Raw genomic sequence first — 12,789 nt, forward strand, 5'->3', positions numbered from 1 at the left:
AAGTTGCTGCTAACGGAGGTTCTGCATGAATTGTGCCAAGAAGGGAAGGTGCTAGGTGTGAGGAGGTTCGCAAGCTCTCTTAAGGACTGTAGCCAGCAAAGCTGGCTATTTTAGAGAAGGACCTAGGAACGAGGTTAGAGGTAAAAAGATCTAGGAACTAGGAACTAGAAACTAGTTCCTAGTAACTTTTATTTAATCTTTACCCATACCGTATTTTCTCATCTTCTCGACGAGGGTCGTACGTCTTATCCCTAACATCTCAGCCGCACGGGCAACGACATTGTCTTGTTGTTCGAGTGCCTGCCTGATCATATCTATCTCAAGCTCTGCCAGCAGATCTTTCAAATTAACGCCTTCCGGCGGCAACTCACTCGGGAAACGCGTTTCGGGAATATCGACCGGCTCATCGTTACTGAAAATAGAAGCTAACGCATCACGTTCAAGCTCCTCTTCACTGACTTCGACACAGTATTCAGGTACATCGATATGACGGTATTTAGCGGGAAGGTCGTTCACATCCACCAATCCGCCCGGATAAAGGATAGTGAGACGCTCTACCAGATTAGACAACTCCCTCACATTTCCCGACCAGGCATGCTCTTTAAGAGACTCGATGGCTCTTTGTGTGAAGCGTACTTTACCGCGCCCTTCGTTATAGACACGACTCACCAACTCCTGCAGTAAAAGTGGGATATCGTCCTTCCTTTCACACAGGGCCGGCATCTCGATGGGGAAAACGTTTAATCGGTAATAGAGATCTTCACGAAACTCACCGTTAGTGATCATCTCTTCGAGATCTCTGTGTGTCGCTGCTACAACACGAACATCTGTAGTAATGGACTTAGTGCCGCCCACACGTTCAAATATCTTCTCCTGTAGCACACGAAGTAACTTCACCTGCATCTGCAGAGGCATATCACCTATCTCATCGAGAAAAAGCGTGCCCTTCTCTGCCAGCTCGAAACGCCCTTTACGGGCACTGATCGCGCCGGTGAAAGAGCCTTTCTCATGGCCAAACAGCTCACTTTCGAGTAGTTCAGCCGGAATAGCACCACAATTGACCGGGATAAACGGGCCATCGCGACGATCGGAGATATAATGGATATTACGTGCGACCACCTCTTTACCGGTACCAGACTGACCCAGCACCAACACGGTAGCATCCGAGCCGGCCACCTGACTGATAAGATGTCGAACCTGAGCGATGCCATCACTACGTCCTACCATACTCCGGAATAACTTGGTCTGATTGACACTGGTTGGAATATCGGGACGTTTAGCCTGGCCAAAGACCTGACAGAAATGAAGCAGCTCGGTCAACTGAGGATAGTTAAGTGGCTCCTCAATATGACCTAAAATATTCGATGCCGTAACGCCAGTTACCTCTCCGAGCAACAATATGGGTTGCCAAGGTAAGCTTAGCGCCAGAGACTGAAGTAACTCTTTAGATTGAGTTTCGGCAGAAATAACCAAGGCTCTGAAGCGGGTATTCTGTACTCGCAGTTCAAGCTTGTCGACTGGGACCAGTTCAACCTGCTCACCTAAAAACTCAAATACACACGACAAGCGATTGATTCGCTCAGACTGGTTACCGACAAGTAGAATTCGTTGATCTGTTTGCATCATTAAAAAAGCCGTAAAGCGCTCGTTATTATTCGCATTAATTATTAGTGTTTGTTGCCTGAAAAGCTGCGTAGTGTTTCCAATACAAACCGAATAAAATCACTACTGTGAGGAATAGTGTATTATCAGCAAGCTATTAGCAAGTCCCTGATGCATTTAATGCAAACCTGAATTGATTTTAGCTGCACTCCATTGATTTTAGCTGAAATATTCGACGAATCCAGATTCGATTGTCAATTTATTGACTTTTGACATTTTTTTGGGGGTTTCCCCCCATAAATCAATTTGAAATTTATACGGCTTCGGTGTGTGATGCCATATGATGCTGCTCGGGCGGAATGGCGTCCCAGCCCTCTTTGATGGTTTTAAGGATCTCTGAAACATCATCGATCGCCTGAACATCATTATTCAAGTTGGCTTCAGAGATTCGACGTAACATAAAATCATAAAGATCGCTTAAATTGGTCGAGATCTCGCCACCGGCTTCCATATTCAAGCTGTTATTTAAACCGGTAATGATCCCTATCGCCTTACCGATATAGATCCCTTTGTTGGCAACATCATTATTCTCTATCGCATAACGACTCTGAGCTAAACGCTGCAGGGCACCTTCAAACATCATCTGAATGATTCTGTGGGGGGAAGCAACGGAGATTTCACTCTCAACTGAGACTTTACGATATGATTGTAGTGACTTTCTCATATATACCTACCTATTTGGCACCTATTGACTTGTAAACATTAATTTGGCGTTTACTTTTTTTCCCAAGATGCAAAAGCTCCTGCCTGTGCTGTAATACACCTCTCGCCTGTTGCTCAAACTTTTGAGTCAAGGCTAATTGATCTTCCAGCAGCGGCTTATCCTCATCAGTTGGAGAAGTTAACATCTGGTCGAGTAAAAGTTGACGCTCTCCAACTAACTTCTGCAAATTCAATACCAACTCATCAGCAGTCTCGTTCTCGGCAGGAATTTTTTCCAGCTCAACCAAGATTTCTGATAGCGAGTGGTTCACTTTTTCGAGCTCAGGCAGAATCTGCAAGAGGCCTCCTGTTTACAATATTAGTTAGCTTTGAGTTTTAACCACACCTGGCAGTGAATTTAAGCCGCCAACGATTCCGGCCGCCTGCTGGTTTAAGTTACCAACGATCAGATCCATCGCATTAAACTGTTTCATCAACCTGGCCTCGAGCTGTTCCATCTTGAGGGTAAATGCCTCACGTTGATCATCCAGTCGCTGTTTATCACTGGTATAGGCATTATTCCGGGTATCGATCAAACCGGTGACAGGCTTAACATAACCTTCAACCAAGGTATCTAACTGAGTAGCTAAACCGGTATCTTTTGTCGCAAACAGCCCCTCGATACCACTCATATTCTCAGCAATCGCCGTATCCAACTTAGAGCTATTGACTGAAAGTTTGCCATATCGGTCGGCTTCGATGCCGATATCATAGAGGGCTAGCGTCTCACCATCGACATCGACTCTGGAGCTGATCATGTTTCTCAACTGAGATTCAATTGAGCGGATCATGGAATCCCCCTGCAGAGCTGCAGCCTCCTCCTTCTCGGCATCATAAGAGGAAAGTTTATCGATAGTATCAATCAAACTGTTATACGCATCGACAAAGCCCTGCACATTATCTTTTACCGCGTCTTTATCCAGCTCAACCTTAACAACTGTGGTTTCATTCAGATCGGCATCGGTAAGACTAAGTGTCACGCCGGTAATCGCGCCCTTAACCTCATTGGTCTGAGAGGTCAGTTTCTGGCCATCGACATGAACAATTGAGTTTTTTGCCACCTGAAGTTCGGTGAGGTTTGCCCCGCCGAACATATCGTTAAGACCTGTCCCCACGGTATCGTTAGCAACAACGCTTATCTGGCTATCTGTGCCCTCTGTATCTGAGCTTAAAACCAACCGGCTTCCCGCATCACTGGTAATGATCGTTGCCGTAACGCCTACGTTATCGCTGGCACTATTGATATTTTTAGCGATATCTTCGAGTGAGTCGGTAGCGCCGACAGTGACAGAAAAACTGTTACCGTTTACCGTCAGATCCAGGCTACCCTCTCCAACGGGAAGACTTGGATCGGCAACATTGATACCGGCAACTTTATGCTCCTGAGCCAGTTGCTCAACCTTGACATTATAGCTACCGGTTTGAGAAGTTTTATCTGCTGTAGCGGTAAGATAGCTACTTTCACCGGTAGAGACCGTTCTCTGGTTTAAGCTGTCCCCATCTTTGAGTTTTTCCAGTGCATCCTGAAATGTAGACAGAGAGCTCTTTAATGTACCGATAGCCGATACTTTTGCATCGATCGTCTGCTCAGTTTTATTGAAGATTGCTTCTTTAGGAACCTTTTCTGCATCAACAAGAACACCGACAATAGTGTTAATATCGAGCCCCGAACCTATTCCCGTTGCTGTTAATGCCATATAAACCTCTAACTAAAAACTATATTACAGCCTTGCTTAAAATTTAGGCTTCCGTTTGCATCAGAAGACCCGTTACCTCTGTCAGCTTTCGTGCTAGCTTCAACGCTTCTTCGTTGGGGATCTGTCTAATCAGATCACCTGACTCGATGTCCATAACGCTGACAACGTTTGTACCTGAATCTTCATCGATTTTAAATGCCAAGCCCTTACGCATAACAGACATCATACCAGAGAGGTCTTCGACCAAAGACTGGAGCTCTTTCTCATCTAACTTTGGCTCTTCAGAAGCGCTCTTTTCAGCTTCCTCCACGGCTTTAATTACCGTGTTAGGCTCAAGCTCAGCCCCCTCTACAGCCCCAGCTTTAGCGGTTGCTGTAGCTATCTCAGCCTTAGCCGTTGCCGTACCGGATGAGCTTGTAAAATTGATATCCATGACCATACTCCTCCTAACTTACCCAGTCTATCCCTAAACCATTAAAGGGAGATCCGTTACCGAACCTCCCTTTCAACTATCAACTATAACCCTGTTACATTATCAATTATAGTAATGATAGCGCCACTTGAGGTAACTGGTTAGCTTGCGCCAGCATTGCTGAACCAGTCTGCTGCAGAACCTGATTCTTCGTCATAGTTGAGGTTTCCTTAGCGAAATCCACATCTACGATTCGGCTCTTAGCGTCGGCTACGTTAGCCTGAGTGTTAGCACTGTTACTGATGTTGTGAGACAGACGGTTCTGAATCGCACCTAAATCAGCGCGTTGAGTATCGATGGTCTTAATTGCTTTATCGATAGCACCAAGAGCTGAAGCTCGGTTTGCAGAAGTTGCATTAGCTAACGCTGCAACTGACAATGATGTCTTATCTGTCTTCTTAACCACAACTCGAATATCTTCACCATCCTGGTGACCAACCTGGAAACCTTTACCTGTGTTAGAGAAAGTACCAGTCATCAACTTAGTGTTACCGAACGCGGTAGTAGTACCAATTGCATCGATCTCATTTGCTAACTGGTCCATCTCAGCTTTCAGTGCTGCAAGGTCATCTGCGCTGTTTGCACCGTTTTCAGACTGAATGGTCAGGTCACGCATACGTTGAAGCATGTTTGTCTGCTCCTGCATCGCGCCCTCTGCAATCTGTGCGATTGAGATAGCATCGTTTGCGTTACGCATACCAACTTCCAGACCTCGAACCTGACTGTTCAGACGGTTCGAAATTGCAAGACCCGCGGCATCATCTTTGGCGCTGTTAATACGCAGACCACTTGATAGACGCTCCATCGAGGTTGCAAGTCCAGTACTAGAACTGTTTAAGTTTTTCTGGGCTTTAAGCGAAGTAACGTTTGTATTTACTGTAATAGCCATGATTGATTCCTCTTTATACCTGACTTAAGAACTTGCCTGTCTACTTAAGCCAGGCGGAGCTAATTGGTTACAGTATATTTAACGGCAGAGGAATTTTTATCTTTAGCAACTTTTATCAAAAAAACAGCAAAAAAATTAAAACACTTTAAAATCAACAACAAATATTCTAATTTTTTAGAAAAAACGCTTAAAGTGGCTCTTAAAATGAAAAAAATAGAGCCACTTCATCGCGGAAACCATGCTTATCCAAGTAAAGAAAGGGCAACTTGAGGAAGCTGGTTTGCCTGTGCAAGCATAGTCGAGCCAGTTTGTTGCAGAACCTGGTTTTTAGTCATCACAGCGGTCTCTTTGGCAAAGTCCACATCCACGATACGACTCTTTGCATCGGCAACGTTAGCCTGAGTATTAGCACTGTTACTGATGTTATGCGCCACACGGTTTTGAACAGCACCGAGATCCGCACGTTGAGTATCGATTGTCTTAATCGCCTTATCGATAGCAGTCAAGGCAGAGGCACGGTTAGCCGAAGTTGCGTTATTCAAGGCTGCAACCGACAATGATGTCTTATCTGTCTTCTTAACCACGACTCGAATATCTTCACCATCCTGGTGACCCACCTGGAACGCCTTACCAGTGTTTGAGAATCCGCCTTGAAGCAGCTTAGTATTACCAAAGGCCGTACTGGTACCGATATTATCGATCTCAGTGACCAATTGATCCATCTCCGCCTTCAACGCCGCCAGATCTTCGACACTGTTCGCACCGTTTTCTGACTGAATGGTCAAATCACGCATACGCTGAAGCATGTTAGTCTGCTCCTGCATCGCACCTTCAGCGATCTGTGCAATAGAGATAGCATCGTTAGCATTACGCATACCTACCTCAAGACCGCGAACTTGTGAATTAAGACGGTTAGAGATGGCCAGACCCGCGGCATCATCTTTGGCGCTGTTAATTCTCAGACCACTGGATAGTCGCTCCATTGATGTCGCAAGACCACCAGTAGAAACATTCAAATTTTTCTGCGCCTTCAGTGAAGTCACATTGGTATTTACCGTAATAGCCATGTTAATTTCCTCTTCTTGGTTGTACTGCCAAGACTTAGACCTTGGCTAAAAAACTCGTTATAAATTTTAAATATAATCAAACAGTGAAACTGACCCTACTTTGCTGAACACGTTAGAAACCGCATTCAACGCCAATTGTTGCTTCTCATACTCAGTAATTGCCGAGGCATAATCTAAATCTTCCAACATAGATAACGCCGAACTATTGACAACCTTCTCCTCTACATGAGTACTGTTATGGCTCTCGAGGCTCTTAAGGCTATTGCCTGCGACTCCCCGCTGAATACTTATTTGATTGACGCCACTATCAATGTTATTCAATACTTGTGCCAACTCGGCCATTCCTTGAGGAGTATTTATTTTATTCGGCGACTCCAACAGAGTGATCGCATCATTAATGGTGTCGAAGATACTCACACTGGCAGCGGGATCGATACTGAAACTGTCTCCGGGCGCAGGCATACCGTCGAGCTTGACCTCCAGGCCGTTATAGACAATAGGATTACTCGAATCGAAGTTCACCTCTGTCTGCACTAAGGTATTTGAGCCATCCCGTATCTCTAAGTCCGCTCCAACCATAGTAAAGGTAAAGGTTTGCTCCACATGGATAGCGGGGTTGGTGATTTTGGCGCTTTCTACTTTAAATTCACCTGTTTGGGTCGCCAGATAATTGGCGCTATAATCTCCCATACCACTGGGAGCATTCATAAAAGCGTCATCTCCCGGAATATTGGTGCCTATGGTTACTCCCGATGCCACTACCGACTGTCTGACGCCATTATCACCGCTGTAGACTATGTTTCCCGTCGCGTCGAACGCAAATGGCTGCTTACCCGTTTCGTTACCGGCAAACATATAGTTACCGGACTCATCCTTGGTATTGGCAACATTAAGCAGTTCATCCAGCGTTCCGCGCAGCTCATCGGCAATCATTTGCCGCTCGGAATCGGCAAGTCCGCCGTTTACTGCACGCATCACCAACTCTCTGGTCGATCCCACCAGCGTCTCTGTAGTGCCTAACTTACTCTCAGTGATCGCCAGGCGGTTAGTTGCATATTCGATGTTCTTAACAAACTGGTCGACCAAGGCATTTTGCTGGTTAAGATTATCGATACCGACAGCGGCAACGGGATCGTCACCGGCAGTATTGACTTTCTTGCCGCTCGATAGTTGATCTAAGATTTTACTGGTAGAAGACTGCCTATCCAGGACACTGGTGATACTCTGGTTAAACATCTGAGCAGTTGAAATTCTCATATCGTTCCCCTATCTCGCCGAGCTAATCTGAACGTTAAAAATAGTCATTTCACTTTCCCTATCGAGTCGAGCTGAATAGGGTGTCGAAAATATCCGAAGCGGTAGTCATGATCCGTGCCGATGCCTGATAGGCTTGCTGAAAGCGCAGCAAATTTGCCGCCTCTTCATCGATATTAACTCCGGACTCACTCTGGACTCTGGTATAGGCCTGTGAGTAAACAGCCTGAGCAGAACCCACCGCGACCTCTGCCGCCTTTGTCTTACCACCGACACTCAACTTGGTACCTTCATATACATCGGCCAGAGTCGAAGTGCCGCTGTTCATCAACTTAGCTTCGCTCAGCTTAGACATGGCGACAGAGTTGGTGTTATCACCGGGAGCAAAAGAGAGATCGAAGGTAAACCTGTCTGTTGCCGCCGCCGTCGATGTCACATCGAAAGTGAAGCCATAGGCACTGATTGAAGGTGGAACGAATGCCGCGGGAGCACCGAGAGAGGCACCTGTCGAATCGAAGACTTCAAACGTATTCGCGGCTGTATTTATCTCGAACGTCAGTTCTGATCCTGTGAGTGGGAAGCCGGCAGCCGCCCTGTTATCGATACTCACCATCTCTATCTCTGTATTACCTGAGTTCGCCGTATCGGCAGTGATCTTAGGCGCAGCCGCCGCGATACCTTTAGGATCAGTCATCACAACACCGATACCGGCTGCGGCGCCTGAGGCGGGTCTTATCTCAAATGTGTCACCATCTGCTAAAGCACCGGAATCGATATGAATAGTAAAACCACCGGCACCATCGAGCTGCGAACCGTTTAGGGTCAGCGGCGTGATATTGCCGGTCAAGGTGTCTTTTAGCTCATAGGTAGCGGGAGCCGTATAGGTAAGCTCGTAGCTATCACCGGACAGGAGCCCGGCGTCATCGATGTTGACTCTTAGCGCCGCAGTCCCCGTATTGGCTGCAAACCCCGCAACCCGGCCTACCGACATGGTGGGGTCGTTGATATCCTTGAAAATATCTTTACCCACTTCACCATAGAGATCGAAGCCCTCTTTCTGAGCTTGATTGAATGCGTCGGCGACTCCAAGAGACAGTTGACCAAGCTCCTGTTGTGCCTTGACTAAGGTCTCGTCACGAAATTCAAATAGCGCGCCGATCTGCCCACCGAGTTTTGAGCCATCGATGACCTGACTATGAGTGCCAATAGTCGCTAAAACTCTTGACTGGTCGGGATAGGGATCTCCGGTCGTTGTGCCGATTGAGGAGGAGACTTCAGCTGAAACCAACATAACGGCGCCGCCTAACATGACACTCTTCGCCCCAGATTCCAGCGGGATGACATTAACTTCCGCGTATTGGCTTAACTCCTGGATCAAAGCGTCTTGCTTATCGAGAAGCTGAGGATCTTCTCCCTGAAACTTCATCAACTCTTGGTTGATATGTCCAAGCTCCTTGCTAATCTCATTGATTCTATCTGTAATGCCTGCGATCTGGTCATTGGTCTGTTTCATCTGGCCATCGAGGTGAGATTGCATCTGATTTAAACTAGAGGCCAGTTGACCCGCAGCCCCCAGAACCGTGCCCCTTATCCCCAGATCATCGGGAAGGTCGGACAGACTGTTTAACCCCGCAAAGAGATCATTGAGTCCTTGTGGCACAGCCTTGCCGATTTGAGAAAAGAGCTGATCGAGTTCACTCATCTTGGTGAATGTCGTCTCTGCTTCACTGACGGTAGTTTGGCCTATTCGAAGCTCTCGTGCGGCATAATCGTTATAGATACGCTTTACATCGCTGATATAGGTACCAGCACCATAGAACTCACTCCCGGTGCGCTGTGATTCGAGGCTTGACTGCTCGGCAACCTGCCTGTGATAGCCCTGAGTATTTGCGTTAGCGATGTTATTACTGGTCACCGCCAATTGTGACTGTGAAGCCAAAACGCCGGTACGGGCAATATTCAGTAGATTCATAGACATCAGCAGTTACTCCTATCGAATCTACCAGCAGGCCAGCCCACACGCTCAGTTATCCTATCCATACAAAACATCACTTTCATGGCTGTACTCCCGGTATAGATACCTTGAGATCCTGACTAATGGATTTCATCACTTTTATCACTTTATCGGCATAATTGGGGTCGGTTGCATAACCGGCATCCTGCAGCGCCCGAATAAACTCGTTTGGACTCGCAGCCTTTTTCATCGCTTCCTGATATCTCGGTCCCTCCGATACAAAGGAGACAAAATCATCGAAGCTCTGTTTAATATCGTCATAGACTCTGAAGTCGGCTTTTTGCTTAACCGCAACCCCCTGCTCAAATTCCAGGGTACTTACCATTGCCTTATTTCCCTGCCAACGTTTATCAGCCTTGATATTAAACAGGTTATTACTGGAGTCTCCACCGGCGCGCTTAACCATCTTCTGACCCCATCCGGTCTCGAGTGCCGACTGGGCAATAAGCACCTCAGGTTTTGTTCCCAGTGCTGCCGCGGCTTTTTCAGCATGAGGATAGAGCTTAGATACAAAATCCTCAGGGCCGCTAAATATCATTTCCGTTTTTGTCACCTCAGACGGCAAACTCTTGCCAGTTAAGATGCTTTCAAGGGGATCACTTCCGCTTTGGCCGATGGGCTGGTTGCCCGGAGCGTTGACACTCTTGCCAGGCAGAGTACCGACCGCTCGACTCATGACCGCCCCCTGAGCCATCTCATTACGTTGAATATCTCCCCTTAGTACAGAGGCGGGAGTCACATTGCTGGTTTGCGGTGAAAGCTGTTGAACCATAAGATCGGCAAGCCCCAACATCCCCTTGTCCGACAGATTCACTGACATCTGTTGATCGTGCATCTGCTCGTAAAACTTGGTGTATTGACTATTCATAGGGCTGTCAGATTCAAATACCGCATTGGCATCACGCATGCTTTTCATCAGCATCTGAACGAAGATCCCTTCAAACTGTTGAGCGACCTCTTTCAGCGCCGCCTTATCATCTTTCTGGGCCTTAGATCTAAGGGAGTCCAGACCTCCGATATCCAAAAAATGAGATGAGTTCGACAGCTTTTGCATAATTATTCCAGGAGTCCCGACAATATTCAGACGTTAGTACACCTACACTGCAAACTGCGTACCAATTCAGCTTGTAATTTGTATTTAATAGGGAAATTTGTGGAGGGAGATCTAAGAGAGTTCAGATGAACACTGAACTCTCATATATAGAGGTGGGATAAAATTGGCCGGGCAAAAATCAGATAATGATCAACTCACCGTGCAACGCACCTGCCACTTTCAAAGCTTCAAGAATGGCAAGTACATCCGAAGGTGCAGCCCCGACCAGGTTTACCGCCCTGACCAGCTCATCTAATGACGTGCCGGGATCAAACATAAACATGCGGCTATCCTCTTCGCTGGCATCGATAGTGCTGTCTGTGGTCACAACTGTCTGTCCGCCTGCAAGCGGGTTAGGCTGTGATACCTGCGTCGCTTCGGCAATAGTCACTGTCAATCCGCCATGGGTGACAGCCGCAGGCAATAGGCGAACATCTTTACCTACAACGATAGTACCGGTGCGGGAGTTCACAATCACCTTCGCAGACTCAGACGCCGGCTCGACCTCAATATTTTCGAGGGTAGCCAGAAAGGAGACCCGCTGAGAAACATCCCGCGGAGCACTCACCTGCACAGAGGCGGCATCGAGTGGCCTTGCCATTCCAGGACCGAGCAGGTCATTGATTGCATCGGCCAGACGCTTGGCCGTTGAAAAGTCGGCGCGACGCAGATTAAAGGTTAGGTGATCACCTGTAGAGAAGGGAGTTGTAACCGTTCTTTCCACCATGGCTCCATTGGGGATACGGCCTACAGTCGGTGTATTTTGAATGACTTTAGAACCATCTAGCCCCTCAGCACTGAACCCACTCACCACCATGCTTCCCTGGGCAATCGCATACACATTACCATCGACCCCCTTCATGAAAGTTTGCAGCAGGGTTCCGCCCCGCAGACTCTTGGCCTCACCCAAGCTTGAAACAGTAACGTCAAGAGTTTGACCCGGCTTGATAAATGCCGGCATTACTGCGCTGACCGCTACGACTGCAACATTCTTAATTTTCGGTCTGAGGGTGTCGGGTAGATTAATGCCGAAGTTTTTCAGCATGGTTTTAAATGTTTGCTCTGTATAGGTGGTTTTCTCCCCCGTACCGGGCAGACCTACTACCAGGCCATAACCGATCAACTGGTTACTTCGCACACCTTGCACATTAGCGATATCTTTAATGCGTTGAGCCTGAGCCGAACCGCAAACAAGCAGCAAAAGGAATATTGAAAATAGCTTAATTTTCATGATAATGACTCCTTAAAAAGGCCACCAACTGCCCATGAAGAAAGAGCTTAGCCAACCCACTTTCTGAACCTCGGCAAATGTACCGGTACCACTATATTGAATGCGGGCATTAGCAACACGCTGTGAGTCAATCGTATTATCCGGCCTGATATCCTGAGAGCGAACGATGCCGGTAATTCGAACAAACTCATCACCGTTATTGATGCTGATCCACTTCTCGCCGCGAATCACTAAGTTACCGTTATTCAGCACCTGCATCACATTGGCAGAGATGCTGCCTGACAGGCTGTTACTCTGGTCGGCGTCCGACTCTCGCTTGGTATTCATGCTGTCTTTGTATCTGAGATCGATAGGCTGACCGCCGATAGTGATATTTTTACCGCCGGCATGGATGGGATCGAGTGTTAAATCTGTCCCCTTCTTAATCTCATTAGCGGCACTCTTCTTAGCCTGTGTCGACTCCATCAACATCACAGTGATGATGTCACCGACCTTAAGTGCCTTGATATCGGAGTAGAGACTCGACGCCTGACTGTCCTGGTACATAGAGCCCGTCGCGGCAATCTTAGTCGGCGGCGCCTCAGGATAGACCGGCGCATAGTAAGGATCGTCCGCAATCGGCTTCTCACCCGTTGAGCTACAGCCCGTCAGTACCGGTGAAAGTACTATGGTTACCGCAAGTAAAATTGATAACTTACCCATAACTAC

General features: G+C 47.3%; 13 protein-coding genes. 1 reads left to right on the forward strand and 12 read right to left on the reverse strand.

From position 1 onward, the window contains the following. Window positions 1–192 precede the first annotated feature (192 nt). The 6 genes from Q1B47_RS07950 to Q1B47_RS07975 form a co-directional block, all read right to left on the reverse strand. Entirely contained in the window at window positions 193–1,626 is a 1,434-nt protein-coding gene (locus Q1B47_RS07950; RefSeq protein WP_299791342.1) for a sigma-54-dependent Fis family transcriptional regulator, read from the reverse strand. 289 nt (window positions 1,627–1,915) lie between these two features. Beyond that, complete coding sequence (gene fliS / locus Q1B47_RS07955; RefSeq protein ID WP_299791345.1) at window positions 1,916–2,326, reverse strand: flagellar export chaperone FliS; 411 nt, start codon at window positions 2,324–2,326, stop codon at window positions 1,916–1,918. Between the two features lie 10 nt (window positions 2,327–2,336). Next, window positions 2,337–2,663, reverse strand: coding sequence for a hypothetical protein (locus Q1B47_RS07960; RefSeq protein WP_299791347.1), 327 nt, complete (start codon window positions 2,661–2,663; stop codon window positions 2,337–2,339). A 24-nt stretch (window positions 2,664–2,687) separates the two neighbouring features. Beyond that, window positions 2,688–4,061, reverse strand: a complete 1,374-nt coding sequence (gene fliD / locus Q1B47_RS07965; protein WP_299791350.1) for a flagellar filament capping protein FliD — start codon at window positions 4,059–4,061, stop codon at window positions 2,688–2,690. Window positions 4,062–4,104: 43 nt separating this feature from the next. Continuing rightward, window positions 4,105–4,494, reverse strand: a complete 390-nt coding sequence (locus Q1B47_RS07970; protein ID WP_299791353.1) for a flagellar protein FlaG — start codon at window positions 4,492–4,494, stop codon at window positions 4,105–4,107. Window positions 4,495–4,600: 106 nt separating this feature from the next. Then, window positions 4,601–5,422: a flagellin gene (locus Q1B47_RS07975; RefSeq protein ID WP_299791356.1), complete on the reverse strand. Its 822-nt coding sequence runs from the start codon at window positions 5,420–5,422 to the stop codon at window positions 4,601–4,603. 63 nt (window positions 5,423–5,485) lie between these two features. Here Q1B47_RS07975 and Q1B47_RS07980 point away from each other — a divergent pair, with 63 nt between their 5' ends. After that, the gene (locus Q1B47_RS07980; RefSeq protein WP_299791359.1) at window positions 5,486–5,692 is read left to right on the forward strand and encodes a hypothetical protein; all 207 of its coding nucleotides are present in this window, start codon (window positions 5,486–5,488) and stop codon (window positions 5,690–5,692) included. Here Q1B47_RS07980 and Q1B47_RS07985 read toward each other — a convergent pair. From Q1B47_RS07985 to flgH, 6 genes are all read right to left on the reverse strand, one after another. After that, a complete protein-coding gene (locus tag Q1B47_RS07985; protein WP_299791362.1) occupies window positions 5,665–6,489 on the reverse strand; it encodes a flagellin in 825 nt (274 codons plus the stop codon). The genes Q1B47_RS07980 and Q1B47_RS07985 overlap by 28 nt on opposite strands. Before the next feature lie 66 nt (window positions 6,490–6,555). Continuing rightward, window positions 6,556–7,746 carry a flagellar hook-associated protein FlgL gene (gene flgL, locus Q1B47_RS07990; RefSeq protein WP_299791365.1) on the reverse strand — a complete coding sequence of 397 codons (1,191 nt, stop codon included), beginning with the start codon at window positions 7,744–7,746 and terminating at the stop codon, window positions 6,556–6,558. Window positions 7,747–7,804: 58 nt separating this feature from the next. Next, window positions 7,805–9,721 (reverse strand): flagellar hook-associated protein FlgK, encoded by a 1,917-nt coding sequence (gene flgK, locus Q1B47_RS07995; RefSeq protein WP_299791368.1) that lies wholly within the window; start codon window positions 9,719–9,721, stop codon window positions 7,805–7,807. 76 nt (window positions 9,722–9,797) lie between these two features. Then, a complete protein-coding gene (gene flgJ, locus Q1B47_RS08000) occupies window positions 9,798–10,811 on the reverse strand; it encodes a flagellar assembly peptidoglycan hydrolase FlgJ (protein ID WP_299791372.1) in 1,014 nt (337 codons plus the stop codon). A 178-nt stretch (window positions 10,812–10,989) separates the two neighbouring features. Then, window positions 10,990–12,081 (reverse strand): flagellar basal body P-ring protein FlgI, encoded by a 1,092-nt coding sequence (locus Q1B47_RS08005; protein ID WP_299791375.1) that lies wholly within the window; start codon window positions 12,079–12,081, stop codon window positions 10,990–10,992. Window positions 12,082–12,093: 12 nt separating this feature from the next. After that, a complete protein-coding gene (gene flgH / locus Q1B47_RS08010) occupies window positions 12,094–12,783 on the reverse strand; it encodes a flagellar basal body L-ring protein FlgH (RefSeq protein ID WP_299791378.1) in 690 nt (229 codons plus the stop codon). Window positions 12,784–12,789: the final 6 nt, after the last annotated feature.

The organism is uncultured Shewanella sp. (assembly GCF_947501225.1).
Classification (GTDB): Bacteria; Pseudomonadota; Gammaproteobacteria; order Enterobacterales; family Shewanellaceae; genus Shewanella.

Excerpts from the sequence above, each read along its gene's own strand:
- Q1B47_RS07950 (WP_299791342.1), bottom strand. The coding sequence starts at position 1,626 with ATGATGCAAACAGATCAACGAATTCTACTTGTCGGTAACCAGTCTGAG.
- fliS (WP_299791345.1), bottom strand. The coding sequence starts at position 2,326 with ATGAGAAAGTCACTACAATCATATCGTAAAGTCTCAGTTGAGAGTGAA.
- fliD (WP_299791350.1), bottom strand. The coding sequence starts at position 4,061 with ATGGCATTAACAGCAACGGGAATAGGTTCGGGGCTCGATATTAACACT.
- Q1B47_RS07970 (WP_299791353.1), bottom strand. The coding sequence starts at position 4,494 with ATGGATATCAATTTTACAAGCTCATCCGGTACGGCAACGGCTAAGGCT.
- Q1B47_RS07975 (WP_299791356.1), bottom strand. The coding sequence starts at position 5,422 with ATGGCTATTACAGTAAATACAAACGTTACTTCGCTTAAAGCCCAGAAA.
- Q1B47_RS07985 (WP_299791362.1), bottom strand. The coding sequence starts at position 6,489 with ATGGCTATTACGGTAAATACCAATGTGACTTCACTGAAGGCGCAGAAA.
- flgL (WP_299791365.1), bottom strand. The coding sequence starts at position 7,746 with ATGAGAATTTCAACTGCTCAGATGTTTAACCAGAGTATCACCAGTGTC.
- flgK (WP_299791368.1), bottom strand. The coding sequence starts at position 9,721 with ATGTCTATGAATCTACTGAATATTGCCCGTACCGGCGTTTTGGCTTCA.
- flgJ (WP_299791372.1), bottom strand. The coding sequence starts at position 10,811 with ATGCAAAAGCTGTCGAACTCATCTCATTTTTTGGATATCGGAGGTCTG.
- Q1B47_RS08005 (WP_299791375.1), bottom strand. The coding sequence starts at position 12,081 with ATGAAAATTAAGCTATTTTCAATATTCCTTTTGCTGCTTGTTTGCGGT.
- flgH (WP_299791378.1), bottom strand. The coding sequence starts at position 12,783 with ATGGGTAAGTTATCAATTTTACTTGCGGTAACCATAGTACTTTCACCG.